We start from the raw sequence: 24676 nt of genomic DNA, 5'->3' as shown, positions 1-24676 counted from the left end.
CTAATTTCTTACAGCTTAGTATAAATATCTATACTATATAAACATCAATTCAACTTATCACCACCGGGTAACGGTTGCAAGCCAAAAGCTTCTCTTTTTTCATTGAGCGTCATGAAGCTTGCGTTTTGCACGTATTTCCACATCTTTTGTCTTTTCTCCATTAGAATTTCTATCGCGTCTTTATCATATGACAAACATAAATCTTTGCCAAACTTGGGCACTAGCCAAGAATTCAGGTGACAGATAATATTTTCTAGCGTTGGTAAAATCGTCTGTTCCCAAAGGGAAAGACGTGCTTCAACTAAATTACTGTAAGTGTTATCACCCGGTATGCCAAGCAACTGCGGCGGAACGCCAAAAGCTAGCGCAATATCACGAGCTGAGCTATGTTTTGACTCAATAAAATCCATATCCCTCGGTGATAAGCTCATTTCCTTCCACTCTAAACCTCCTTCAAGTAATATCGGTCTTCCAGCGTTGACAGGACCTGAGTAATGATCATTTATCTGCGCTTTTAAGCGTTGGTACTGCTCTTGACTTAAGTTTCCAACGCTTCCATCCTTTTCTGATTTCACAACTATTGCACCACTTGGTCTTGCTCCATTTTGCAGCATTGCCTGATTCCAAGCACCAGCCTGATTATGCTGATCTATACTATATGCAGCTGCCTCAATTGGTGAAAGTCCATACCAATCATTCAAAGGGTTAAAGGTTTTAAGATGCAGTACTGTTGAACGCCCAGTCAATTTATCAACTTTAAAGTCATAACTGTTGTTATTTACGGTATAACGATAGGCATAAGGAACGTTACTTCTCCCCGGAACAATTTCAACTCTATCAGGGCGCAGAAGATAAAGCTCTGTTGGTTTGTTCTGCAGCTCAATCATCAATATATAAGAATTGCCGTTAACTAACCGATAAGTTACAATCCCCTCAATAAATTCTGATTTTGATGTCATTGGATTAGGAGAATAAAGTAACTTCAGTAACGGATGTGCTTTTAGTTGTGATTTTCCCTGGTCAGTAAGCTGGCAGAGAATAAAAGGTACCGAAGATGCAGCACTTGCGATCATATTAATTGCTCGAAAGGCAATAACATTTTTTATGTAACCTTCCTCAGCAAAACTTACATAATCACGCCTACTCCAACTTGGTTCCATCATTAGTTGCAAAGCAGAGTATTCACTGCTTTTCTTTCTTTGAAAAATGTTAAAATTCATATGTGCCTCCTGAAAAATTAAATTTGTTAAAAGATTAAAATTATAGTTGAATTATATCAATTGGTGTTACAAGAATGATATCATCTGAGTAGCTGACACTAGTTCGTTTGCGATAGTGCCATTCAAGTAGCCCATATTTGTCATCCAAGTAGCTTGACACTAGGATCCATCTTTTTATACAATTTAGTCAAATACGTTCCTTTTAGCGTAAAGCAACTATGCTCACCAGTTCAGTGTGCTATCTACAATTAAATTTCTGGATTCCAGTGTCAAGCGCTGGAATGACATTGATAGACCTAAAGAAATAGAACATGACAGAATGGCTAATCTCTAACCAATTTACTGATTATAACCATGCTATAAAATTCATGGAAGCAAAAATTCAACAAATTTACAATAATTTGTCTGATGAGCTAGTATGGCTGCTCCAGCACCCTCCACTTTACACAGCAGGAATCGGTGCAACAGATGATGACATTATTGAAAAATTATTTCCTATATATAAAACAGGTAGGGGTGGTAAATATACATATCACGGACCAGGGCAGCGCATTATATATTTAATGCTAAATCTTAAAAAAAGAAACAAATGTGACATAAAACTATATATCAGAGACCTAAGTAATTGGATCATAAATGTTTTAAAACACTTTAATATACTTGGGGAATTTAAGGAAGATAGAATAGGCATTTGGGTGAACAACAACGGAGTAGAAGAAAAAATAGCAGCTTTTGGCATTCGCTTGAGAAAATGGGTAACTTATCACGGCATAGCGCTTAATGTCTCTCCAAACCTTTCCCACTATGAGGGTATTATTCCTTGTGGACTAAAAGATTACGGCGTTACATCAATGGAAAAACTAGGAGTAAAAGTTTCTCTTTGCGAATTAGATGATATATTAAAGCAAGAGTTTCATAAGATATTTTAATGTATTCCTTTATTCTTTATTTTCTATGCCTTTTACTCACTAATCCTGCAAATCAAGTTGATATTATTGCTCCTTCTTCGAAGGGAAAAGAATCGGATCTGCCCACTATAAAAGAATCCGTAAAAACTTTGGGTTTTAATCCTCACATTTCGGAGAAAATATACAGTAATGACAACCCATTTTATTCTAACTCTGATGAGTTTAGAGCGAATGATTTGGTTAATGCGCTCACTGATGATAGCAAAATAATTTGGTGTATCAGAGGAGGAGAAGGGGCTTCTCGGCTAATTCCCTATCTAGAAAAGTTACCCAATGATAAAAAAGAAAGAATTGCTCAAAACAAAAAAATTCTTATAGGCTATAGTGATATCACTGCTTTACATATTTATCTGCAAGTTAAATATGACTGGCAAACTCTTCACGGTACCATGTTGGAAATGATAGTAAATAACTCTGTTGCTGAAACCTCTGTTGAAAAATTAAAAGAGTTAATTCTTAAGCAACGCAACTCTATCAGATTTGATAACCTAAAAATGATCGACAATGGCATTAGACTAAAAAATGGCAAATTAGAGTCTAAAATCATCGGTGGTAATATGACTTTGGTTGAAAATAGCATAGGAACTGCTTGGCAAATAAACGCAAAAAACAAAATTCTATTTTTAGAAGACATAAAAGTTTATCCATATTCAATTGAGCGAAGTCTAGATCACCTAAAACAAGCTCATATTTTTGATGGAGTAGATGCAGTAATATTCGGTGACTTTGTTAACTGTTATAATGATAATCTTGTTGAAATTGTAAAAGAAAGGTTTGCAAAAAGTGTTAACTTTCCAGTATTTACAATAAAAGGGGTAGGACATGGACATAGAAATGACCCTTTACCTCTCAACACTCACACTATCATCAGCATGCAAGACGAGAAAGAGTTTATGGATGTGCAACAGTTATACAAGTAGCTTTATCTCACACTCCTTTCATTCCAGCACCTTCGTTGTCATCCTAGTATCCCCCCTTGTCATCCCAGTGCCTAGACACTGGGATCCAGATCAAGTACGGCTATTATCCAAATAACCCTTCGTTGTTATTCAAGCAGCCCCTTCATTGTCATCCCAGTACTGGGATCCAGGAACCTGCGTCACGCGCTCTAATATGAAGAAATGCTAGTAACTCCCTGCTGTTCATTTATTGAGTTGACAATTGGTTTTTCTGCTCCATCAACTTTAGTACTAGGCTTTAGTAATTCATATGTAGCACAACCAACTACCAGTGCTGCTGCTGTAACTGCAACCACTGCTATAACGATAGGTATCAACTGAGCTGTAATTGTTCCAGTTGTAAAAAGTGCCACTGCTATAGCAGTGCCTAATAATGTATTCACTCCACCAGCAATCATTGCCTTATTACGTGCTTTCACAAAAGAACCTCCTCTTGCGTCTAATAGAGCTTTTACTACGTCTTGATTCTTAGCATAACCTTCAGCATAATCTAAAGGAGTCTTTCCATATCGATCTACTGCGTTAACATTTGCTCCTTCTTGGATTAAAACCTCTACTGTCTTTTTGTGACCATTCCTAGCAGCGAAATGCAAAGGAGTCGCATCACGCCAACCTTTCTCATTAACATTTGCTCCTTTTTCGAGTAAAACCCCTACTATATTTGCTCGACCATGAAGAGCAGCGACATGTAAAGGAGTCCACCCTTCAATATCTACTGCGTTAACATTTGCTCCTTCTTGGATTAAAACCTCTACTGTCTTTTTGTGACCATTCCCAGCAGCGAAATGCAAAGGAGTCGCATCACGCCAACCTTTCTCATCAACATTTGCTCCTTTTGCTAGTAAAACCTCTACTACACTTGCGTGACCATTCCTAGCAGCGAAATGCAAAGGAGTCGCATCACGCCAACCTTTCTCATTAACATTTGCTCCTTTTTCGAGTAAAACCCCTACTATATTTGCTCGACCATGAAGAGCAGCGACATGTAAAGGAGTCCACCCTTCAATATCTACTGCGTTAACATTTGCTCCTTCTTGGATTAAAACCTCTACTGTCTTTTTGTGACCATTCCCAGCAGCGAAATGCAAAGGAGTCGCATCACGCCAACCTTTCTCATCAACATTTGCTCCTTTTTCGAGTAAAACCTTTACTACATCTACGTGACCATTCTTAGCAGCTAAATGCAAAACAGTATTACCCGAATGATCTCTCTCATCAACAACTACTTCTTTTTCTAGTAAAAGGTTTACTATATCTACGTGACCATTCCCAGCAGCTAAATGCAAAGGAGTCATATCATACCAATTTTTCCGATTAACATCTGCTCCTTTTTCTAGTAAAACATTTACTATATTTGTGTAACCATTCTTAGCAGCTAAATGCAAAACAGTATTACCCGAATGATCTCTCTCATCAACAACTACTTCTTTTTCTAGTAAAAGGTTTACTATATCTACGTGACCATTCCCAGCAGCTAAATGCAAAGGAGTCATATCATACCAATTTTTCCGATTAACATCTGCTCCTTTTTCTAGTAAAACATTTACTATATTTGTGTAACCATTCTCAGCAGCTATCGTTAATAACGTACACTCACAGAAGAAGAGAGAAAATACATAATTTACATCAAATTTACCTTCCTCCCAATTTTTATATAGACCTTGATCCCGTTCCTCTAGTTCTGTTTTTATTTTCTCAATTATATTATTGAGATTTAAATCTTTCTCAGCCTCAATCGTCTTTAGTACTTTTTCCAGTGACTCATATCCTCCTGTCATAATTCTACCTTCAATATTAAACAATATGTTTAATTATTACATAATTATGATGAAAAGTCAACTCAAATAAGCTAATAACCGGGATTGTGAATAGTAAATTAGATTCAAATAGCCTCTTTGGTGTCATCCGAGTAGCTTGACACTGGAATCTAACTAAGTTGGTAAACACGAAAGCGCTTTTTTTGACGGAATTGCACAAAAAAACTGGATGCCAGTGTCAGCTACTTGCATGACATCATCTTTTTTATCAGATGCATATGAAACCAGTGCTTTCTTGTCATCCCAGTACTCCTTATTCTTGTCATTCGAGTAACCCCTTCAGTGTCATCCGAGTAGCTTGACACTGGGATCCAGAACAGGTAATAAGAAGCACTGAAATGACATCTCTATAGAACTCCTAACCAATCAAAAATATTAAGAAATTTACCAAGCAAAAAAAGGCAAAAGAATCCCCCAGTAGTGAGTTTTAACCCTATAATAATGTAAATCGGCATTGTAATAATGTGCTAACGCTTATTTAAAGCGCGTTTTGGCTGAATGTAGAAAAAATAAAAAAGACATGCAGCCGCTATAATTTTATGTAATCTGCCAATATATACCTGAGTTTTTTACTGAATTTTTGTTGTTAAATCTGCAGAGATTAAAAACAAGGATAAATACTCTTATTGTCATGATAAGAAGACTGATGAGGTTTGTCAAGTTGACTCTATTGCATATCCTTATAAGTAAATTAATGTTATCCTTAACTATTGCTAATCTAAAATTTTTTATGTTCATACACTTACGTGTTCATAGCGTTTATTCTCTGCTTGAGAGTTCGGTTAAAATTGAGGAGCTGATTGGTCTTTGTTTGCAGAACAAAATGCCGGCAGTTGCAGTTACTGATTCAGGCAACTTATTTGGCTCACTTGAATTTGCAGAATATGCAGCAAATAAGGGAATACAGCTAATAGTAGGATGCAATATTATCGTTCGACACTTAGAACAAAATTTATCAATACTCCTACTTGCAAAAAATGAACAAGGGTACACTAATTTAGTCACTTTGGTGAGTGAGTCTTTTAAAAAGCGCAAAAATAGCAGCGATATTCCCTACGTTGATTTTGATGAGCTATTAAGTTTTAATACAGGTCTAATCGCCTTAACTGGTGGATGTTTGGCTCAACTGTTATTGGAGCAAGACAAAGAAACGGTTGAAAAACTGCTTTCAGCATTCGATGGTCATTTATATGTTGAATTGCAGCGTCATGGGCTGAATAAAGAGCTAGAGCTTGAAGAAGCTTTAATAGATTTTGCTTATCAGCGCAATATACCACTAGTGGCAACGAATGATGTGTTTTTTTCAAATAGATCTGATTATGAAGCTTATGATATATTAACGTGCATATCGGAGGGCAGTTATGCCCTGGAGAATAACAGAAAGAAGTTAACTACCGAGCATTACTTCAAATCTGTGGCAGAAATGGAGGAACTGTTCAGCGACATTCCCGAAGCAATTTATAACACTTTAGTGATAGCTAAGCGGTGCTCTTACATGCCAAGAAGCAGGCAGCCTATCTTGCCTAAATTTCCTTGTCGAGAAAATAAAACTGAGAATGAAGAACTGAGGGAGCAGGCAGTTGCAGGATTAGAATTCCGCATTGCAAATGAAACGGACATAGACCTTAAACAATACTACGATCGGCTGAATTACGAACTAAGCGTAATAACTTCGATGAACTACGCTGGCTACTTTTTGATAGTTTCTGATTTCATTCGTTGGAGCAAAGCAAATGGCATTCCAGTTGGACCGGGAAGAGGTTCTGGTGCTGGATCAATTGTTGCTTGGAGCTTGCAGATTACAGATCTTGATCCAATAAAATTTGGTCTGATCTTTGAAAGATTTTTAAATCCTGATCGTGTATCGATGCCTGACTTTGATATCGATTTCTGCCAAGAGAAAAGGGACCTGGTTATTGATTATGTTCAGAAAAAGTACGGTTATGTTGCTCAAATAATCACTTTTGGAAAATTGCAAGCAAGGGCAGTATTGCGTGATGTTGGTAGAGTATTGCAAATGCCTTACTCTCAAGTGGATAAAATATCTAAAATGGTTCCATTTAATCCAGTAAATCCTGTAACTTTATCGCAAGCGATAGAGTTTGATCAAAATCTTCAGAAAGAAAGGGATAGTGATGAAGTAATTGCCAAACTTCTTGATATATCTCTAAAGCTCGAAGGAATATATCGTCACGTTTCAACTCATGCTGCTGGAATTGTAATATGCGATCAAAAATTAGAAAATTTTGTTCCCGTCTATTATGATCCAAATTCGGCTCTGCCAATCACTCAATACAGCATGAAATATGTAGAGAAAGCTGGGTTAATAAAATTTGATTTTCTTGGACTTGGTACGCTAACACTAATAGATCATGTATGTCGTTTAATTAATCGTGATAAAAAAAAATTTGATATTTCCTCAGTTTCTTTGATTGATCAAAGAACCTATGAAATGCTCTCAAGAGGTGATTCAATCGGAGTGTTTCAGCTTGAAAGTTCGGGAATGAGAGAAGCTTTAATAAAACTAAAGCCAGACTGCATTGAAGATATCATCGCTTTAATTTCTCTTTATCGCCCAGGGCCTATGGATAACATTCCAACTTATGTTGCAAGAAAGCATGGACTTGAAAAGCCAGATTACATTCATCCATTGCTTGAGGAGGTGTTAAAAGAAACATTCGGAGTAATAATCTACCAAGAACAGGTAATGGAAATAGCGCGTATTCTCTCTGGATATAGCTTAGCAGAGGCGGATTTACTCAGACGTGCCATGGGTAAGAAAATTAAGGCAGAGATGGATAAACAACGTGAACTTTTTGTTCAAGGAGCAACAAAAAACGGTGTTGATTACGACAGGGCAAGTTATATTTTTGATCTTGTTGCAAAATTTGCTGGTTATGGATTTAATAAATCCCACGCTGCAGCATATGCGATTATATCTTACCAAACAGCTTACCTTAAGGCTAACTACCCGCTAGAATTTTTTACGGCCTTGATGAATCTCAACATTGATGATAGAGACAAACTGAATTTGTTTTATCATGCTGCAAAATTCAGTGGAGTTGCTGTTCTTTCGCCTGATATCAGCAAATCTAAGGCTGAATTTTCAATAGAGGGTGAGCACATACGCTACGGAATTGCTGCTTTGCGTAATGTTGGTTTTGCTATAGCAGAAGGAATAGTAAATGCACGCTCAAGTTCTTATAAGGACATATGGGAATTCATTCAAAATTTGGGGCATATAATAAATAAAAGGGCATTAGAAAGTTTAATTAAATCTGGAACATTCGATAGTGTGCACAAAAATAGAAAGCAGTTATACGAGTCAATAGACACATTGATTTACTTTGCAAATAAAAATAGGCAGTCAAATCAAGCTGCTTTATTTGGTAATCTTGATATTCTGAAGCCAAAACTTGAGAACGTGGAAGATTTTAATGAAGAGGAAAAATTAGAGCATGAGTTATTTTCATTGGGATTTTACTTAACTAATCATCCACTTGAAAAGTTTAGAACTCTCTTGAAAAAATTAAATATTGGGTTTATCGGAGAGAGTAAAACGATAAAAACTGCTGGTGTAATATTAAATGTGCGTATGAGAACCTCAGAACGTGGAAGATTTGTTATACTAACACTTTCTGATCCCCACAATGTTTCTGAAATAGCATTCTACAATAATGAAATAATAGAAGAAAAAAGGAATCTATTTTCACCTGGAGCATTTGTGATAATTGATCTTGAAATTTCAGAAAACACAACGAGACTATCAGGAAAGGACATATCTGAATTTACAGAAAAGGTTACTTCTCTAATGAAAGGATTAGTTTTAACTGCTGTATGTTCAGACTCGCAAAAAGTTGCTGAGGAGTTGAATGCAGTGTTGAAAAATGGAGGCAAAACCAAAATAATGCTAAAGTTTCTTCTCGAAAAACATAAAGTCAGCATCTTGTTGCCAGGTACATATTCAATCACCCCCAAAGCTATTTATGAAATATCTCACTTAAGTTGGATTGAAGACGTAGAAATTAATACAAATAACTTGCTTATATAAAAAAGTTTTATATAATTAAAGTGTTTAATTGATATTAAAGGAAGATATAGTGAATCTCTATGAATTTACTTTTATAGCACAACCGAACTTATTGCAGCAAGAAGTAGAAGAAATGGTCCAAGAATTGGCTATTTTGTTGAAAAATATTAAAGCAGATGTTATTTCTCAGGAGGTTAAAGGTCTCATAGAAAGAGAACATAGCACAGTTATAAAACAAGAGCTAGAGGCAAGTACCGAAAGCATTAAAAAAAGTCTGATTGTTTACTCTGATTTTTTGGAAACTCTGACAAAAATTTTGTGGGTTGAATTGGAAGAAGATTTTTCAAATTTAAAAGAAATAAAGTCAAGAATCGATAAAGAATTGAAAAATGAACTAAGTGATACGGGAATAAAACAAAATTTTATGGACCTTCCAGGAGCTAACACTAAAAGTGCATTTATCTATAATGTAGTAAATGCTTTTAAGGAAAATATTTCACAACATCTAATAAAGCCCCTTCAAGAGGTTTTAAAAAGTTTTAAAATAGTAGACTCAAATCAATTGAATAAAACGCTGGAAGTGCTTTTGAAAAATATTGAAGCTTCAGGATTGATAAAATATGAATATTGGGGTCTATTGGATTTTGCATACCCAATAAATAAGATGAAAAGTGGTCATTACTGTATGATGTGTATAAGTTTTACTTCAAGCATTATGGATGAATTTGAGCGTAGAGTAAAACTGAATGAGAATATTATTCGCCACTTGTCTGTACGGGTTAATGAGTTTTTTAAAGGTAAATCTTACATGATGGATAAACAAATTGAGGAGAAAAGTGCATAATGATGAAAAGACGAAATAGTTTTAATAATTCTTACGTGTCTGTAAATAACAGAACTGGCTTTAGGCGTCCTAAGGTCTGTCCTCTTGCTGCATCTAAAGATGAGGACATAGACTATAAGAATATAGATTTATTGTCCAAATTCACCTCTGACTATGGTAGAATATTACCTAGAAGGTTAACAGGTGTGTGCGCAAGAAAACAAAGAAAGTTGCGCTTAGCAATTATAAGAGCACGCTTTTTAGCTCTTGCTCCTTACTGTACTAAAAAAGTTAGGTGATTTATGTTAATAATTTTAAAGGAAAATATAACAACTTTAGGTAAGCTTGGTGAAGTTGTCAAAGTTAAGCCAGGTTATGCACGTAATTTTCTTTTTCCACAAAAAAAGGCGATGAAAGCCACTAAGGAAAATTTAATAAAGTTAGAGGAACAGCGTTTATTATTGGAAGAAGAAAATACCAAAAAATTAAATGCAGCAAAAGTGCTTGCATCATCACTGCATGATAAATTTATTATATTAATAAAGCAAGCTTCAGAGGATGGAAAGATTTTTGGCTCTGTAACCACACGTGAAATTGCAAAAACTTTATTACAAGAAGGATATGATATAAGTCATCATAGTTTATCTTTGGGTGGAATAAGCATCAAAAATTTGGGCGAGTATCAAGTGAATATAGAATTACATAGTAAAGTGATAGTGCCAATTACTATATACGTTGTCAGATCTGAGAAAGATGCACATGAATTAAGGCAAGCAAAGTTGCAAAATCAGAAATCTGAGCAACAAGAGGCAGAGCAAGATGCGAGTAAAGAAGCTACTGATGCTGATGATAGCTGATCAAAGATGATCCCTTGTTATAGTCGTAAAGAAATGTCTTCCATTGCTAAGCTGGTATCATCCCAGTGCTTCCCTCATGTCATTCCAGTGCATGACACTGGAATGACACCATTATTGGAATAAATCAAAAATGATTCCACGCTATAGCCGCAAAGAAATCTCTTCTATTTGGGAAGAAAAAAATAAGTTCAACATATGGCTCAAAATAGAAAAATTAGCATGTGAAGCTCAAGCAAAATTAAAAGTTATTCCAAATGATGTTGCTGAAAAGCTCTCTGGTGCTATTGAATTTGATATTGAGCGTATTAACGAAATTGAATCCATTGTAAAACATGATGTTATAGCCTTTTTGACATATATTGCTGAAAAAGCGGGAGTTGATGTTCGTTATCTCCATTACGGAATGACAAGTTCTGATGTTTTAGATACATGCTTTGCAGTGCAGTTGAAAGAGTCATGTGATATTTTACTCAAGAATCTAAAAAATTTACTTATAGTATTGAAAAAAAAAGCTGAGGACTATAAAGATATTGTTTGTGTTGGGCGCAGTCATGGAATGCATGCAGAACCAATAACTCTTGGATTAAAATTTGCTAGATTTTATGCTGAATTTAAACGCAATTATCAGAGATTAATTAGCGCGCAAAAAGAGATCTCAATTTGTAAAATATCAGGTGCAGTAGGTAATTTTACAAATATTAATCCATTTGTTGAAGAGTATGTAGCGAAAGAAATGGGACTCATACCTGAAACCATATCGTCTCAAGTCATCCCTCGTGATAGACATGCCATGTTCTTTTCAATTTTGGGAGTAATTGCAAGCTCAATAGAAAATATTGCAATTGAGATTCGTCATTTGCAAAGAACTGAAGTCGGCGAAATCTCTGAATATTTTTCCACTGGACAGAAGGGAAGTTCTGCTATGCCGCATAAGTGTAATCCTATTTTAAGTGAGAATTTGACTGGGCTCTCACGCTTAGTACGCAGCTACGTTTTTCCTGCATTAGAAAATGTTGCATTATGGCACGAACGAGATATATCGCACTCGTCTGTGGAAAGGTGCATTGCTCCTGATGCTTGTATAGCAATGGATTTTGCTTTAGTACGATTAACAGATTTGATAGATAAATTGGTGATCAATAAGGAAAATATTGAAAAGAACTTAAATTCTTCAAAAGGCTTGGTTTTTTCACAACGAGTATTACTCGAGTTGGTAAATAGTGGTTTGGCGAGGGAAGAGGCGTATAAAATTGTTCAGAGCAATGCAATGAAAGTGAAACAAAACAATAGTGATTTTCTGGCCGAACTGAAACAAGATAAATCCTTACTTGAAGTTATTAACTCTAAAAAACTTGAATCTTTGTTTGATTTGAAGTATTATACGAAGCATGTAGATCATATATATAGCAAGGTTTTTAATGAGGCTGAGTAGCTCAGTGGTAGAGCAGGAGGATCATAATCTCTTGGTCGGGGGTTCAAATCCCTCCTCAGCCACTCAAGCTAAGCTATGGTTTGGCGATAGCAGCGCATTTGACAAAATAACGTGATTCATTGTCAATTAACTGAAGTCTTTTTTCAGTTGTTCATATAGTATATGGAATAATGTATGTGAAGTGATAAAGATACAACATTTGTTGTATCTATTCAGGGGAATGGCTAATGGTATCCGTTCAAGAAAGTGGTAAGGTAGATGAGAAAAGACAACTAAATGAATTTCATCCGAGTAGCTGACACTGACATCTATATAAAGACAATCTAATGCACTCATTTAAAGTGAAGTTTTCTGGATCCCAGTGTCTAGGCACTGGGATGACAAGAAAAGAGTTGACTTGAATGACACCGAATAGGTACTGGGACAGAGGCTACTTGAATAATATTTCACCATGTCATTCCAGCACTTGATGCTGGAATGGCTTTGTTGCACCACTCAAGGAAAGAACAGGCAGTTACTGATGGAATTTGTTATAAAATAGATATTTAGCCGACAAAGGAAAAATATGCCAATAAGAATGAAAGTCAGTAACTGCAATGAATATAACAAATTTCTTCAAGAAAGGGGAAATGTTTTTCATTATATCAACGATGCCATTGAAAATTGGTACGAAAATAGTCCAAAAGTAGCAGGTGGCAACAATGTCTACAGCGACAAAGTAGTGATTCTAATTCACATAATAACCTATCTATTCAGGATTGGTCTTAGGCAAACAGTGGGATTTATAGAGAAATATCTTGAGCAAATAGGGAAAATTTTGCAAATTATCAGCTATTCGCAGGCTTCAAGAAGGTTTAAAAAGCTTAATATCAAAATCAACGACTGCAGAGTTGATAAGAACGATATGGAAGATATTGAAATTGCTATAGATAGTACAGGTATCAGCATCTACAATAATATTCCAGGCCATAGTAAGGCAAATGGTACAGATAGAAAGTATCGCCGCTATGAGCAAACAAGAAAGCTACATGTAATGCTAGAGATAGGTAGTAAAAAAGTTATAGCTGCAAAATACAGTAGTGGAGTTTATTCCGACCACTATGGAGCCTGTGATCTTATTGAAAGAGTGGATACCAAGTATAACATAAGCACGATATATGCAGATAGGGCATATAATCGAAAGAAGTTATACAAACTGTGCGATGAGCTTGAAATAAAGACAAGGATTCCTCCGCAAAATAATGCAGTAGAGCATCCAAAGTTGGATTATATGAATGAGAGAAATTCTACAATCAAGCTCATAAAGTCATATGATGAAGATGGTATGAAGAGGTGGAAAAAAGAGATAAATTATTGGAAGAGATCTTATATAGAAAGTTTTTTCTCGCGACTGAAGCAAATATTTGGATTTAGTTTTAGGAATAAATCTGAGATTAATCGTGAGAAGGAACTGCTACTCAAGTGTTATTTGCTTAACAAATTTACTGAAATAGGCATGGCTAAGTTTGATATAGCTTCATGAATTTATTATACATTACCCACTATCCGAAGAGCTGTGCAACAAAGCCTGCTGGAATCCAGAAGTTTTTTGAGCACAAAAGTCATGCTAAGTTTTTGTTGTTAAGAAAGGCTGGATAGCTACTTGAATGACACCATTTGTTACTGTGTTTTTGTCTATCTTATTTTGCTACCCTACTGAACGAATACACAAAATCTAACTTTTTTCTATACAACCAGCTAGGTCAAGAAAGGTGAATCTATCTCTTGTTGCAAATGTAAGATTGACTACCTTGCAATATTGCTCTTTGTTCCAATTAAGATGCTCCGGTAAGTACGGAATTGATAGATCTTCAAATACTTTCTGCAGGTGTTTTGCAGATAGTAAATTTTGCTTAATTAAACTAGAAATATTACTCCATTCTTTGTAAATAATCTCTTGAATTTTTTGCTGCATAATTTGCTTCTGCTTTAGAATTTTTATAAATTCGGTATTACCAAAGCACTGAGTTATATGTTTTACATCTAAAGTGATCGGTTTGGTAATCGGGTTTTGTATTGACAATATCTCCTCTTGCAAGTTAGCCATAGTAATCGTCGTAACAGCAATTTTTTCGCCATGTAACGAGGAGGAATAATCTTTTGTTACCGTCTCCATTGCATGAGCTATCATATGTTCTCCTTGGCTTGCAGAGTAGCTGCCTTTTGACATCACCATTCCAAGTCCTGAAATCAATAAGGCTTCCATAAGTAATAAAACTACTCTTTTATCTTTTTTAGCAAGTGCCAAGTGTTCTCTGAGCAAAATTTCCTCCAGATTGCGAACAAGTTTAAAGGGGAGTTCATTATATTCTGTGCCAAGTAATAGATGAGATAATAGCCAATCGGCTTGTACTGTTGAACGGCAGATGAAATCTGCAAATCCACTTAATGTGAGGCGTGGTGGTGCGTTGGCAATTATATCGTTATCAATGTATATTGCCTTTGGAAGATGTGCTCCGAACGATTTTTTATATCCATCAACTAATATTGAAGCGTTTGCAGAGCTATACCCATTCATGGAAGCGGCTGTTGGGAACGATATATAATCTTTTTTCTCGAGGTAGCTTGCATATTTGCAGATATCATTAACAGTGCCACTACCAAATGCAACCATTAAGTCACTATCTTTTGCTTTATTTCTAACTAGGTTTACAGTTTGGAGGGAAGCAGCGCTGTTCAGTCTATTTGGTGTCATCCAAGTAGCGTGACACTGCGATCCATCATAGTCACGCGCTGGAATAATTAAATGAGAAACTTTATTAAGTATGTTTTTGTTTAAAAGTTTTGCTGTATTTTCATCTGCAATCAGAAAAATGTCATTTCCGTATTGTCTACATATTTCATAGATATTATCAGCAAGTACTGTTACTTCCCTAATAAGAACTTGTTCTGTGTGCTGTAATATTTGTTTTAAATATCGCATAGAATGTTTACAATACGGTAATGTTAGTATTTCAAGATTGATATGAAGATTGACCCTGTAGAACTAACTAAGAAATTAATTTCTTTTAAAAGTATAACACCAAAAGACGATGGGGCAATAGAGCATATAGCAGCCATTCTTAAGAAAAGTGGTTTTGAATGTGAGATTTTAGAGTTTGGTGATAAAGTTAAAAATCTTTATGCGAAATATATAAATGGAGTACCAAACTTGTGTTTTGCTGGACATGTTGATGTTGTACCACCAGGTGAGTTAAAAGATTGGATATCTGATCCATTTAAGCCAGAAGTTAGAAATGGAATGCTATACGGAAGAGGAGCAGCTGATATGAAAGGCGGAGTAGCTGCATTTATTGCTGCTATCGTAGATTCAGTTGCAGGTAAGTTTCGATTCAGTGGTTCAATCAGTGCATTGATTACCGGTGCTGAAGAAAGCACGGAAGAACATGGAACAAAGGCCGTTTTGGAATGGATGAAAAGTAAGCAAAAAAAGATAGATTTTTGTATAGTTGGAGAACCAACGAGTAGTGAGAAATTAGGTGATACCATAAAAATAGGTAGAAGAGGTTCTGCAACATTTAAATTGATTTGCCATGGTAAACAAGGGCACGTTGCCTACCCAGATCTAGCAGATAATCCAATATATAAAATGGTATCGATACTAAGTAAGATAAAAGATACCACTTTTGATACTGGTAATAAATACTTTCAGCCTTCACATTGCGAAATTACTACTATCGACGTTGGAAATAATACTAATAATCTAATACCTAGTTCAATAGCAGCAGGTTTTAATGTTCGATATAACAATACACAAACACCGGACGTTTTATATAAGATGATTGATGCAATATGCACCAATGTGACTAACGATTATAAACTGTCTATGCAGAGCAGCAGGGACGTTTTTCTCTCTACTCCTGATAGAAATACTGATATTATGCTTGATGCGATAAATAAAATTACCGGTATTGATGCTGTGCTGAGTACAAATGGTGGCACATCTGATGCTGCGTTTATTAAGGATATTTGTCCAGTAATTGAATTTGGTATGATCAACAAAACCGCACATCAGGTAAATGAATGCGTATCAATAGACGATATACATAAATTAACAGCTATATATAAGGAGTTTATAAAAAATTATTTTTACCCCACTAATAAAATATTAAACCAAATCAATGTAATTGGTAATACGCCTGATGGTCCATTATTAGCTTGAGGTGCAGTTGCATAGAGAAGAAACTTACTAGACACATTTTACCAACCCCTTATTATAATATTAAGGGTATTTTTGACTCAAAACTTGTCTTTGATCTGTGCGAGCTTAATAACAAAAATTCAGTAGAAAGCTTATTGGCGAAAATTATCTGTTCAGCAGAGTGACAAAATAAGATAGACAAAAAGGGTGTAAGAACAAATAGTGTCATGCAACACTGGCTTTTGTACACAAAACGTTGTAAAGCGCTTTTGTCAACCTGGATCCCAGCAGGCTTTGTTGCACCACTCAAGGAAAGAACAGGCAGTTACTGATGGAATTTGTTATAAAATAGATATTTAGCCGACAAAGGAAAAATATGCCAATAAGAATGAAAGTCAGTAACTGCAATGAATATAACAAATTTCTTCAAGAAAGGGGAAATGTTTTTCATTATATCAACGATGCCATTGAAAATTGGTACGAAAATAGTCCAAAAGTAGCAGGTGGCAACAATGTCTACAGCGACAAAGTAGTGATTCTAATTCACATAATAACCTATCTATTCAGGATTGGTCTTAGGCAAACAGTGGGATTTATAGAGAAATATCTTGAGCAAATAGGGAAAATTTTGCAAATTATCAGCTATTCGCAGGCTTCAAGAAGGTTTAAAAAGCTTAATATCAAAATCAACGACTGCAGAGTTGATAAGAACGATATGGAAGATATTGAAATTGCTATAGATAGTACAGGTATCAGCATCTACAATAATATTCCAGGCCATAGTAAGGCAAATGGTACAGATAGAAAGTATCGCCGCTATGAGCAAACAAGAAAGCTACATGTAATGCTAGAGATAGGTAGTAAAAAAGTTATAGCTGCAAAATACAGTAGTGGAGTTTATTCCGACCACTATGGAGCCTGTGATCTTATTGAAAGAGTGGATACCAAGTATAACATAAGCACGATATATGCAGATAGGGCATATAATCGAAAGAAGTTATACAAACTGTGCGATGAGCTTGAAATAAAGACAAGGATTCCTCCGCAAAATAATGCAGTAGAGCATCCAAAGTTGGATTATATGAATGAGAGAAATTCTACAATCAAGCTCATAAAGTCATATGATGAAGATGGTATGAAGAGGTGGAAAAAAGAGATAAATTATTGGAAGAGATCTTATATAGAAAGTTTTTTCTCGCGACTGAAGCAAATATTTGGATTTAGTTTTAGGAATAAATCTGAGATTAATCGTGAGAAGGAACTGCTACTCAAGTGTTATTTGCTTAACAAATTTACTGAAATAGGCATGGCTAAGTTTGATATAGCTTCATGAATTTATTATACATTACCCACTATCCGAAGAGCTGTGCAACAAAGCCTGCTGGAATCCAGAAGTTTTTTGAGCACAAAAGTCATGCTAAGTTTTTGTTGTTAAGAAAGGCTGGATAGCTACTTGCATGACAAGAGGAGAACTACTGGGATGACAAGGGGAGAGCTACTAAATGACATCTTCAATTTCTATGTGTCAAGCACTGAAGAGGTCTCTCCTATTTTCTCTTGATGAATAAATCTAAGTAGAGTATAGTAAAAATGCATTTATGTAGCGATTAATGAGCAACTTAGTTTTAGTCTATATAACTTTTTCAAACCTGAAAGAGGCTAAGACTATTTCTGAAGAATTGTTAAACGAGAAGTTAATTGCATGTGTAAATATATTTCCCGAAGTAAATTCTCTGTATTTATGGGAAGGTAAAATTAATAGTAATTGTGAAATAGTGGCAATTATGAAGAGCAGGAATGATCAGACTGATAAGATTGTAGAAAAAATCGAGGCAATGCATTCTTATGATCAACCAGCCGTTGTGATAATACCCATAGGAAAAGCGAATAAATCTTTTACTAATTGGGTTAATAATGTTATTGATATAAACAATATTGGGGTGTAGCCAAGTGGTAAGGCAGCGGTTTTTGATACCGCCACGCGAAGGTTCGAATCCTTCCACCCCAGCTTTATTAAAGTGTGCGTGAAATGATATCACTTTTTTATAAATTAAGGTTATTTAATTATATACTGGGCAGCTTGAAAGATATAGTTGTCAAGCTATTTCTTTTCACTCTGTATCTTTATACATCGAGCATTATGCTCATGTTTCTCACCAGTGGCTTTTGGTATGCTGTAGAGTTTAGCTCTTTCAAAAATGCATTTTACCATTTGTATCAATATTTAAAATGGTATTATGAAAATAGAGATGATTTGGGTTATGGAGTTTCTATTAGAATATTAGTAGCGTTTCTTACTCCGCATTTTCTCTACAAATTATTTTCTGGCACAGGCTGGAAGTCTTTTTTCAAGGAAAAGATAGTTCAGATACTCAGCACAAGAAGAAAAATGAGTAATAAACCAAATGGCAGTAGTTATGGTTATAGTAATAAGAACAGTTACGGTAACAATAATCTTCAAGAGGCAGAACGGAAAGTGAATATGATAAAGCAGCTATTAATCCAAGATATAGATGAAGCTATAGAAAAAAGATTAAATGATATTTTTCTTGGTGAGAGGGGTAAACCTCATTAAAAGGGCTTTATCTTTTTTAGAATTGGCTGTATTTTGTTTTTTACGTATAATGGATCGCAATCAGCCAGTATACATGTTTCAACAAAATCTTGACTGAAGTCTGATAGCCAGGAAATTGCTTTACGTTTCTCTACCAAGCTTTCTGTTTTTTTACAGTTACTTGCTGCATCAATCATTGCCTGTGATATCACTGATTGCCACAGTATGCAGTACCTTTGTATATCATCTAAAGTGCTATTTGCTTCGTGATGGTGAAAAAATTCTTTGAAATTGAAGTTATTTGACATTACGTACCTCTTTAAGTTGAAAATTAGAATTTGAAGTAGTGCGAAAGTTGTCTGCTGCAATGAGTAGCCTTTATGACAGTCAGACCGGGTTTTATGTGAGCTATAAATGTTTAAGAAATTATATCTGTTCAGATCTATGTGAAACCAGTGCTTCTTTTCTTGTTATCCGAGCTGGGATGGCTTTGTTGCACAGCTCTTCGGATAGTGGGTAATGTATAATAAATTCATGAAGCTATATCAAACTTAGCCATGCCTATTTCAGTAAATTTGTTAAGCAAATAACACTTGAGTAGCAGTTCCTTCTCACGATTAATCTCAGATTTATTCCTAAAACTAAATCCAAATATTTGCTTCAGTCGCGAGAAAAAACTTTCTATATAAGATCTCTTCCAATAATTTATCTCTTTTTTCCACCTCTTCATACCATCTTCATCATATGACTTTATGAGCTTGATTGTAGAATTTCTCTCATTCATATAATCCAACTTTGGATGCTCTACTGCATTATTTTGCGGAGGAATCCTTGTCTTTATTTCAAGCTCATCGCACAGTTTGTATAACTTCTTTCGATTATATGCCCTATCTGCATATATCGTGCTTATGTTATACTTGGTATCCACTCTTTCAATAAGATCACAGGCTCCATAGTGGTCGGAATAAACTCCACTACTGTATTTTGCAGCTATAACTTTTTTACTACCTATCTCTAGCATTACATGTAGCTTTCTTGTTTGCTCATAGCGGCGATACTTTCTATCTGTACCATTTGCCTTACTATGGCCTGGAATATTATTGTAGATGCTGATACCTGTACTATCTATAGCAATTTCAATATCTTCCATATCGTTCTTATCAACTCTGCAGTCGTTGATTTTGATATTAAGCTTTTTAAACCTTCTTGAAGCCTGCGAATAGCTGATAATTTGCAAAATTTTCCCTATTTGCTCAAGATATTTCTCTATAAATCCCACTGTTTGCCTAAGACCAATCCTGAATAGATAGGTTATTATGTGAATTAGAATCACTACTTTGTCGCTGTAGACATTGTTGCCACCTGCTACTTTTGGACTATTTTCGTACCAATTTTCAATGGCATCGTTGATATAATGAAAAACATTTCCCCTTTCTTGAAGAAATTTGTTATATTCATTGCAGTTACTGACTTTCATTCTTATTGGCATATTTTTCCTTTGTCGGCTAAATATCTATTTTATAACAAATTCCATCAGTAACTGCCTGTTCTTTCCTTGAGTGGTGCAACAAAGCCATTCCAGCATCAAGTGCTGGAATGACATGGTGAAATATTATTCAAGTAGCCTCTGTCCCAGTACCTATTCGGTGTCATTCAAGTCAACTCTTTTCTTGTCATCCCAGTGCCTAGACACTGGGATCCAGAAAACTTCACTTTAAATGAGTGCATTAGATTGTCTTTATATAGATGTCAGTGTCAGCTACTCGGATGAAATTCATTTAGTTGTCTTTTCTCTTTTTCTTATTTTACTACTCTGATGAACGGATACAAAAAAAACTCATGCACCTTGATGTAAGTAGATCTTGCAAGCATTTTAAGATTGCCGGTTCACTAGTTAACATAGAAAAAGCTCAACAAAATTATAAGAATAGTATATAATTGAAAATATTTAATAGTGAAAATAATGCCTAACACTAAAGAAAAAGAAATACATCTTATATTCTTTCATGGGTTAGGGGATAATTATAAAAATGCAACTACATTCTGTAAAGATATGCAATCTGAGCTCATGCACCACCATGATATACCTAATTTTCACACTCATGCACACAAATACCCGGCTGCATTTCAAAATTATATAACTTATGCCTTAACCAGCTTCGTATGCTTACTAGCATCAATATTGCCACCTACTGTCATACTGCTCACTAATCCAATAACAGCTAGAACAGCTGGATTGGCAGTCTTATCAGCTTCAGCTTGTGTTTTTTTATCTATATTGCTACTCATGATTCCGTTTCTAAATAAGAATCAAAACTTATTCAAGTCTTCAATAGAGAAAATTAATCAACTAATAAATCAAGGTGTAAAACCCGAAAATATTATACTTTTCGGTCATTCTTTTGGAGGAGCAGTTGCATCAGAAGTATCAAGGCATTTTGCGAATAGAGATGTTAAACTTGGAGGAATTGTCTTCACTAGCACTTTTAGTTCTTTTCATACAGCAATAGAGCATTTTCCAATGCCTCAGACGAAAATTTTGAGTATACTGCCCTCATTCCTACTAAAAAGAATACTAAAAGCCTTCGATTTAGACTTTGATATAGTAGATAATTTACAAAAGTCACAAAATGAAAAAACGCCAATAGTAATTATTAATCACGCAAGAGACAAATTAATACCACTTCCTGCACAGTTGGCAAATGCAATGAGAGATGATCGATTATTAAATGGTAATCCGATCAAGATTCGTGATGATCTGTGTATATATGGAGATGATCCTTATAACAGTGTTTTGGATAGTGGCACACTGACTGAAGAATTAAGAGAAATGGTACTTAGTAAAGTTACGTCTAGAACGCGTTAACTTTTTTGCTGCTTTTTTTTTGGCTAAGGTCACACTTCATTATGCATTAAATTGTATGCATCTATTCAGGGAATTTGCTAATGTGAAAGCCAGTGCTTCCTTTCTTGCGATGTAGCTGTACAGAAATTGAAGATGTCATTTAGTAGCTCTCCCCTGTTATTTAAGTAGCTAACACTGAGATCCATAAATTTAACTGGATGCCAGTTTCTGGGCACTGACCATCATAAAGGAGCCAGTGTCATGCACTGATAGTTGTCTTTTCTCGCCTACCTTATTTTACTACTCTGCTGAACGGACACAATTGCATATAGTATAGTCTTTAGTTTTAGTGAGAATAGTTTTATTCCACTGATCAAGGAGTGCTAAATTGAAATACGTATCACCTTTATAAGTTTTATGCATTTCAGTCATAATAAATTCTGAGATTAGGTTATGCTCTAAAAAAAGGTGTGCTATTTGTGCCCCACCAATCACAAAGACTTGAGAACTACTTTGAATTGACAGAAATTCTTTCATGGAAGAGACAACAGTACATTTTGGGCCTCTATTAAAACACTTGTTACGGGAGAAAACAATAGGTGTACGATTCTTTAGTATACTCTGAGGCACGGTTTCAAATGTCTTTCTTCCCATCACAATAACTTGCTTGTCGGTTACTTGACAAAAATGTTTAAACTCACTTGGATAACGCCAGGGCAAATCATTATTTATTCCAATTACCCCATTAGGGTCAACAGCCATAATTCCAATAATCTTCATCCCTTTAAGACAGCTTGGGCTACAAAAAATCTCATGTGGTCGCGTACATTATGCACTCTAAGGAAATCAACCTTATTTTGCAGTATAGCAGATATAGCAATTGTTTCTAAATCTCTATTAGAGGGAGATTCTATGGAAAAAGAGGAAATAAATGACTTTCTGGAATGGCCAACTAAAACCTTGCAGCCAAAATTTTGTAAAGTTTCTATACTGCGTAAAATCTGAATATTCTGATACATAGATTTGCCAAAACCAATACCAGGATCAATAATTATTGAACTTTCATCAAAACCAAGGGCAAGTAACCTATTAATGCTCTCCTCTGCCCAATTATTTATGATATCAATTGGGTCAATATCATGTGGAATAATATTGTCCTTATGTGGTGGTATCGAAAGTGAATGCATAATAACGACACTACACCCACTGCTAGCAACTTCTTTTAAGGTATTACTACTCAGATCTCCTTTCTGATCATTTACCCAGGCAATATTGTAGTGCTTCAAAACGTTTAAAATAACGTCTGGCCAAAAACTATCAATGCTGACTTCAATATCACCATTTTTCATATAGTCGCTAAGATTATCAAGTACTGGTTTTAGACGTTCATACTCTTCCTCTGGCGTCTTTATTGAAGCTCCAGGCCTTGTTGATTGAGCTCCAAGATCAACTATGCTTGCACCATCTGATACCAGCTGCAATGCCTGCTTGGTTGCTCGATTCGCATCATAATAAAGACCACCATCTGAAAATGAATCAGGGGTAATGTTGACAATACCCATAAGCTTTGGTGAAATCGTAAAACTCTTTGAAAAACAGTCTTGAACATTGAAAGCAAATGTTTTGTTAACCATTGCCATCAAGTGGATCAAAAATGGCCTGTTTACCAATTCTGGGTGAGGAATTTTAAGATCAGGTGTATCAAGCGTTAGATCATCCCATAACAAAATATCTAAATCAATAACACGAGGTGCCCATTTTTCGTAGACTTGTGGACGACCAATATCACATTCGATTTGTTTTAAGCCTTTTAGTAGCTCCTCAGGAGAAGAAGAACAACTTCCATAGACAATCATGTTGAGAAATGGCTTGTTCCAATCAGGTGGAGCACCATTTGGTAAAATAGCCTTAGTTTCTAGAATGATCGAAGACTTTAAGTCTTTTAAATAGCGCTTCTTTAGTAACTCAGTAGCTCTTTGTAAATGGGAAAGGCGATTCCCTATATTTGATCCAATAGAAATATAGATCATTCTTGCAATTCATTACAGTAAGTAAAAAAAACGCCCCCATGCACACCAGGAACTGGTGGTGCGATTTTGTGAGTAGTCACCCTGACAGAATGCTCTTTTTGCATAAAAAGGTCGTTAATCATCCTGTATATATCATGAGTTAAATGCTCGATTAAATTAAATTGCTTGCCCTGAACAAGAGATTGAATATTTTGCACTACTTCCAAATAGCAGATAGTATCTTTAAGTTGATCAGTTGTAAGCCCTGAAGGAGGAGATTTAAAAGTGAAATCAACGTCAATACTCACCAATTGGGGAGAAAACTTCTCTTCTGCACTACATCCCAAATGAACCCAAAGCCGTAAATCAGATATAAGAAGATTACATGCTACCACTGAATTTAGTATCTACTTATAATTAATGACAAACATCAACATTCATCATGCCATCAAGAAAACCCCATAAGAGTTTTGCTCCTTTTTCAGCGCCTTGCATAACTTTCTCTTGTTCTTCTTCGTTTAAATCTGCAATAAGGTTTGCACATTCTTCAGAATGCCACTCATCAGCTTCCATATGAACAGTAAAAAATTTGAGAGGACGCTCATCATTTATTGAATAGTGTTTTTTTAGACCTTCAATTTTAGATTTAGAAACCTCTGGAGTTTGACGTTCATAAGCGTACAGAGCTCCAAGACCTGCTGCAAAATCTGATTTTACAATGTCAAAATAACCATCAACTAATTCTCGTGTCTCCTTAATTTGTGCATTTTCACAAAGTTCTGAACGTGCTACTCCCAGTCCTTCAGCAAAACGCTGCCATAATTCTGGGTGATTCTCGTCGCCTTGTTCTTCCTCTATTAAATTACCAAGTAAAACTTGCCGCATTTTCAAATTCGGACAGGCTTTGTTGCATAGCTAGTGTTGGTTGAGGTTATTGTAAGAAGAAAAGCTTTTTAATATATGGCTACTAACGAATTTTGTT

Annotated in this window: 22 protein-coding genes, 2 tRNA genes and 1 pseudogene; 15 read left to right on the top strand and 10 right to left on the bottom strand. The window is 35.4% G+C overall.

What is annotated here, in order from left to right; all coding sequences use genetic code 11:
* Nucleotides 1–44: 44 nt before the first annotated feature.
* The gene (locus tag AAGE00_RS00805; RefSeq protein WP_007302071.1) at nt 45–1220 is read right to left on the bottom strand and encodes a phage portal protein; all 1176 of its coding nucleotides are present in this window, start codon (nt 1218–1220) and stop codon (nt 45–47) included.
* A gap of 311 nt (nt 1221–1531) precedes the next feature.
* On the opposite strand from AAGE00_RS00805, the gene lipB reads away from it, so the two are divergent.
* Together lipB and AAGE00_RS00795 are read left to right on the top strand one after the other, a co-directional pair.
* Nucleotides 1532–2149 (top strand): lipoyl(octanoyl) transferase LipB, encoded by a 618-nt coding sequence (lipB, locus tag AAGE00_RS00800; RefSeq protein ID WP_052264792.1) that lies wholly within the window; start codon nt 1532–1534, stop codon nt 2147–2149.
* Nucleotides 2149–3108 carry an LD-carboxypeptidase gene (locus AAGE00_RS00795; protein ID WP_052264793.1) on the top strand — a complete coding sequence of 320 codons (960 nt, stop codon included), beginning with the start codon at nt 2149–2151 and terminating at the stop codon, nt 3106–3108. The genes lipB and AAGE00_RS00795 overlap by 1 nt, the downstream gene beginning before the upstream one ends.
* Nucleotides 3109–3296: 188 nt before the next feature.
* Here the strand turns inward: AAGE00_RS00795 and AAGE00_RS00790 are convergent, their stop codons facing one another.
* Entirely contained in the window at nt 3297–4925 is a 1629-nt protein-coding gene (locus AAGE00_RS00790) for an ankyrin repeat domain-containing protein (RefSeq protein ID WP_341815276.1), read from the bottom strand.
* Between the two features lie 769 nt (nt 4926–5694).
* Here AAGE00_RS00790 and dnaE point away from each other — a divergent pair.
* From dnaE to AAGE00_RS00755, 7 genes are all read left to right on the top strand, one after another.
* A complete protein-coding gene (gene dnaE, locus AAGE00_RS00785) occupies nt 5695–9015 on the top strand; it encodes a DNA polymerase III subunit alpha (RefSeq protein WP_096097239.1) in 3321 nt (1106 codons plus the stop codon).
* 49 nt (nt 9016–9064) lie between these two features.
* The gene (rpsF, locus tag AAGE00_RS00780) at nt 9065–9838 is read left to right on the top strand and encodes a 30S ribosomal protein S6 (RefSeq protein WP_052264806.1); all 774 of its coding nucleotides are present in this window, start codon (nt 9065–9067) and stop codon (nt 9836–9838) included.
* Nucleotides 9838–10116: a 30S ribosomal protein S18 gene (gene rpsR, locus AAGE00_RS00775; protein WP_015587948.1), complete on the top strand. Its 279-nt coding sequence runs from the start codon at nt 9838–9840 to the stop codon at nt 10114–10116. Before rpsF ends, rpsR begins: the two co-directional genes overlap by 1 nt.
* A 3-nt stretch (nt 10117–10119) precedes the next feature.
* Nucleotides 10120–10674, top strand: coding sequence for a 50S ribosomal protein L9 (gene rplI, locus AAGE00_RS00770; RefSeq protein WP_019236699.1), 555 nt, complete (start codon nt 10120–10122; stop codon nt 10672–10674).
* 130 nt (nt 10675–10804) lie between these two features.
* On the top strand, nt 10805–12106 hold the full coding sequence (purB, locus tag AAGE00_RS00765; protein WP_007302075.1) for an adenylosuccinate lyase: 1302 nt from the start codon (nt 10805–10807) through the stop codon (nt 12104–12106).
* Nucleotides 12097–12168 (top strand) — tRNA-Met (locus tag AAGE00_RS00760). The genes purB and AAGE00_RS00760 overlap by 10 nt, the downstream gene beginning before the upstream one ends.
* Nucleotides 12169–12671: 503 nt before the next feature.
* Nucleotides 12672–13628: an IS5 family transposase gene (locus AAGE00_RS00755; RefSeq protein WP_341815148.1), complete on the top strand. Its 957-nt coding sequence runs from the start codon at nt 12672–12674 to the stop codon at nt 13626–13628.
* A gap of 192 nt (nt 13629–13820) precedes the next feature.
* Here AAGE00_RS00755 and AAGE00_RS00750 read toward each other — a convergent pair whose 3' ends face one another.
* Nucleotides 13821–15068, bottom strand: a complete 1248-nt coding sequence (locus AAGE00_RS00750; RefSeq protein WP_213863793.1) for an iron-containing alcohol dehydrogenase — start codon at nt 15066–15068, stop codon at nt 13821–13823.
* Nucleotides 15069–15110: 42 nt separating this feature from the next.
* Between AAGE00_RS00750 and dapE the strand changes: the two genes are divergently transcribed.
* The 5 genes from dapE to AAGE00_RS00725 all read left to right on the top strand — a co-directional run bounded on the left by dapE (nt 15111) and on the right by AAGE00_RS00725 (nt 18861).
* Nucleotides 15111–16307: a succinyl-diaminopimelate desuccinylase gene (gene dapE / locus AAGE00_RS00745; RefSeq protein ID WP_019236715.1), complete on the top strand. Its 1197-nt coding sequence runs from the start codon at nt 15111–15113 to the stop codon at nt 16305–16307.
* A gap of 355 nt (nt 16308–16662) precedes the next feature.
* Nucleotides 16663–17619, top strand: a complete 957-nt coding sequence (locus AAGE00_RS00740; RefSeq protein WP_341815148.1) for an IS5 family transposase — start codon at nt 16663–16665, stop codon at nt 17617–17619.
* 277 nt (nt 17620–17896) lie between these two features.
* On the top strand, nt 17897–18232 hold the full coding sequence (cutA, locus tag AAGE00_RS00735) for a divalent-cation tolerance protein CutA (protein WP_082241857.1): 336 nt from the start codon (nt 17897–17899) through the stop codon (nt 18230–18232).
* Nucleotides 18223–18294 (top strand) — tRNA-Gln (locus AAGE00_RS00730). The genes cutA and AAGE00_RS00730 overlap by 10 nt, the downstream gene beginning before the upstream one ends.
* Nucleotides 18295–18315: 21 nt before the next feature.
* Complete coding sequence (locus AAGE00_RS00725; protein WP_015587954.1) at nt 18316–18861, top strand: hypothetical protein; 546 nt, start codon at nt 18316–18318, stop codon at nt 18859–18861.
* Here the strand turns inward: AAGE00_RS00725 and AAGE00_RS00720 are convergent.
* The 3 genes from AAGE00_RS00720 to AAGE00_RS00710 form a co-directional block, all read right to left on the bottom strand.
* Nucleotides 18858–19148: a hypothetical protein gene (locus tag AAGE00_RS00720; protein WP_007301973.1), complete on the bottom strand. Its 291-nt coding sequence runs from the start codon at nt 19146–19148 to the stop codon at nt 18858–18860. The genes AAGE00_RS00725 and AAGE00_RS00720 overlap by 4 nt on opposite strands.
* A 224-nt stretch (nt 19149–19372) precedes the next feature.
* Nucleotides 19373–20329 (bottom strand): IS5 family transposase, encoded by a 957-nt coding sequence (locus tag AAGE00_RS00715; RefSeq protein ID WP_341815148.1) that lies wholly within the window; start codon nt 20327–20329, stop codon nt 19373–19375.
* A 653-nt stretch (nt 20330–20982) separates the two neighbouring features.
* Nucleotides 20983–21129: a hypothetical protein gene (locus tag AAGE00_RS00710; protein WP_019236717.1), complete on the bottom strand. Its 147-nt coding sequence runs from the start codon at nt 21127–21129 to the stop codon at nt 20983–20985.
* On the opposite strand from AAGE00_RS00710, the gene AAGE00_RS00705 reads away from it, so the two are divergent.
* Complete coding sequence (locus AAGE00_RS00705; protein ID WP_213863794.1) at nt 21128–21706, top strand: alpha/beta hydrolase; 579 nt, start codon at nt 21128–21130, stop codon at nt 21704–21706. The genes AAGE00_RS00710 and AAGE00_RS00705 overlap by 2 nt on opposite strands.
* Before the next feature lie 279 nt (nt 21707–21985).
* Here AAGE00_RS00705 and AAGE00_RS00700 read toward each other — a convergent pair whose 3' ends face one another.
* The 4 genes and pseudogenes from AAGE00_RS00700 to AAGE00_RS00685 form a co-directional block, all read right to left on the bottom strand.
* A complete protein-coding gene (locus AAGE00_RS00700; RefSeq protein ID WP_019236719.1) occupies nt 21986–22465 on the bottom strand; it encodes a dihydrofolate reductase in 480 nt (159 codons plus the stop codon).
* Nucleotides 22462–23715 carry a dihydropteroate synthase gene (gene folP / locus AAGE00_RS00695; RefSeq protein ID WP_019236720.1) on the bottom strand — a complete coding sequence of 418 codons (1254 nt, stop codon included), beginning with the start codon at nt 23713–23715 and terminating at the stop codon, nt 22462–22464. The genes AAGE00_RS00700 and folP overlap by 4 nt, the downstream gene beginning before the upstream one ends.
* Nucleotides 23712–24089, bottom strand: coding sequence for a dihydroneopterin aldolase (locus AAGE00_RS00690; RefSeq protein WP_007302114.1), 378 nt, complete (start codon nt 24087–24089; stop codon nt 23712–23714). The genes folP and AAGE00_RS00690 overlap by 4 nt, the downstream gene beginning before the upstream one ends.
* 22 nt (nt 24090–24111) lie before the next feature.
* Nucleotides 24112–24594 (bottom strand): annotated as a pseudogene (locus tag AAGE00_RS00685) (CADD family putative folate metabolism protein); the annotation flags it as partial.
* Nucleotides 24595–24676 lie beyond the last annotated feature (82 nt).

The sequence above is a fragment of the Wolbachia endosymbiont (group B) of Aricia artaxerxes genome, assembly GCF_964026975.1.
In the GTDB taxonomy this organism is placed as follows: domain Bacteria; phylum Pseudomonadota; class Alphaproteobacteria; order Rickettsiales; family Anaplasmataceae; genus Wolbachia.
Note: the sequence above shows the minus strand (reverse complement) of the source record. Positions and strands in the feature narration are given on the sequence as shown.

What these genes read in the sequence shown, in the direction of transcription:
- AAGE00_RS00805 (WP_007302071.1), bottom strand. Translation starts at nt 1,220, where the DNA reads ATGAATTTTAACATTTTTCAAAGAAAGAAAAGCAGTGAATACTCTGCT.
- lipB (WP_052264792.1), top strand. Translation starts at nt 1,532, where the DNA reads ATGACAGAATGGCTAATCTCTAACCAATTTACTGATTATAACCATGCT.
- AAGE00_RS00795 (WP_052264793.1), top strand. Translation starts at nt 2,149, where the DNA reads ATGTATTCCTTTATTCTTTATTTTCTATGCCTTTTACTCACTAATCCT.
- AAGE00_RS00790 (WP_341815276.1), bottom strand. Translation starts at nt 4,925, where the DNA reads ATGACAGGAGGATATGAGTCACTGGAAAAAGTACTAAAGACGATTGAG.
- dnaE (WP_096097239.1), top strand. Translation starts at nt 5,695, where the DNA reads ATGTTCATACACTTACGTGTTCATAGCGTTTATTCTCTGCTTGAGAGT.
- rpsR (WP_015587948.1), top strand. Translation starts at nt 9,838, where the DNA reads ATGATGAAAAGACGAAATAGTTTTAATAATTCTTACGTGTCTGTAAAT.
- rplI (WP_019236699.1), top strand. Translation starts at nt 10,120, where the DNA reads ATGTTAATAATTTTAAAGGAAAATATAACAACTTTAGGTAAGCTTGGT.
- purB (WP_007302075.1), top strand. Translation starts at nt 10,805, where the DNA reads ATGATTCCACGCTATAGCCGCAAAGAAATCTCTTCTATTTGGGAAGAA.
- AAGE00_RS00755 (WP_341815148.1), top strand. Translation starts at nt 12,672, where the DNA reads ATGCCAATAAGAATGAAAGTCAGTAACTGCAATGAATATAACAAATTT.
- AAGE00_RS00750 (WP_213863793.1), bottom strand. Translation starts at nt 15,068, where the DNA reads ATGCGATATTTAAAACAAATATTACAGCACACAGAACAAGTTCTTATT.
- dapE (WP_019236715.1), top strand. Translation starts at nt 15,111, where the DNA reads ATGAAGATTGACCCTGTAGAACTAACTAAGAAATTAATTTCTTTTAAA.
- AAGE00_RS00740 (WP_341815148.1), top strand. Translation starts at nt 16,663, where the DNA reads ATGCCAATAAGAATGAAAGTCAGTAACTGCAATGAATATAACAAATTT.
- cutA (WP_082241857.1), top strand. Translation starts at nt 17,897, where the DNA reads ATGAGCAACTTAGTTTTAGTCTATATAACTTTTTCAAACCTGAAAGAG.
- AAGE00_RS00725 (WP_015587954.1), top strand. Translation starts at nt 18,316, where the DNA reads ATGATATCACTTTTTTATAAATTAAGGTTATTTAATTATATACTGGGC.
- AAGE00_RS00720 (WP_007301973.1), bottom strand. Translation starts at nt 19,148, where the DNA reads ATGTCAAATAACTTCAATTTCAAAGAATTTTTTCACCATCACGAAGCA.
- AAGE00_RS00715 (WP_341815148.1), bottom strand. Translation starts at nt 20,329, where the DNA reads ATGCCAATAAGAATGAAAGTCAGTAACTGCAATGAATATAACAAATTT.
- AAGE00_RS00705 (WP_213863794.1), top strand. Translation starts at nt 21,128, where the DNA reads ATGATTCCGTTTCTAAATAAGAATCAAAACTTATTCAAGTCTTCAATA.
- AAGE00_RS00710 (WP_019236717.1), bottom strand. Translation starts at nt 21,129, where the DNA reads ATGAGTAGCAATATAGATAAAAAAACACAAGCTGAAGCTGATAAGACT.
- AAGE00_RS00700 (WP_019236719.1), bottom strand. Translation starts at nt 22,465, where the DNA reads ATGAAGATTATTGGAATTATGGCTGTTGACCCTAATGGGGTAATTGGA.
- folP (WP_019236720.1), bottom strand. Translation starts at nt 23,715, where the DNA reads ATGATCTATATTTCTATTGGATCAAATATAGGGAATCGCCTTTCCCAT.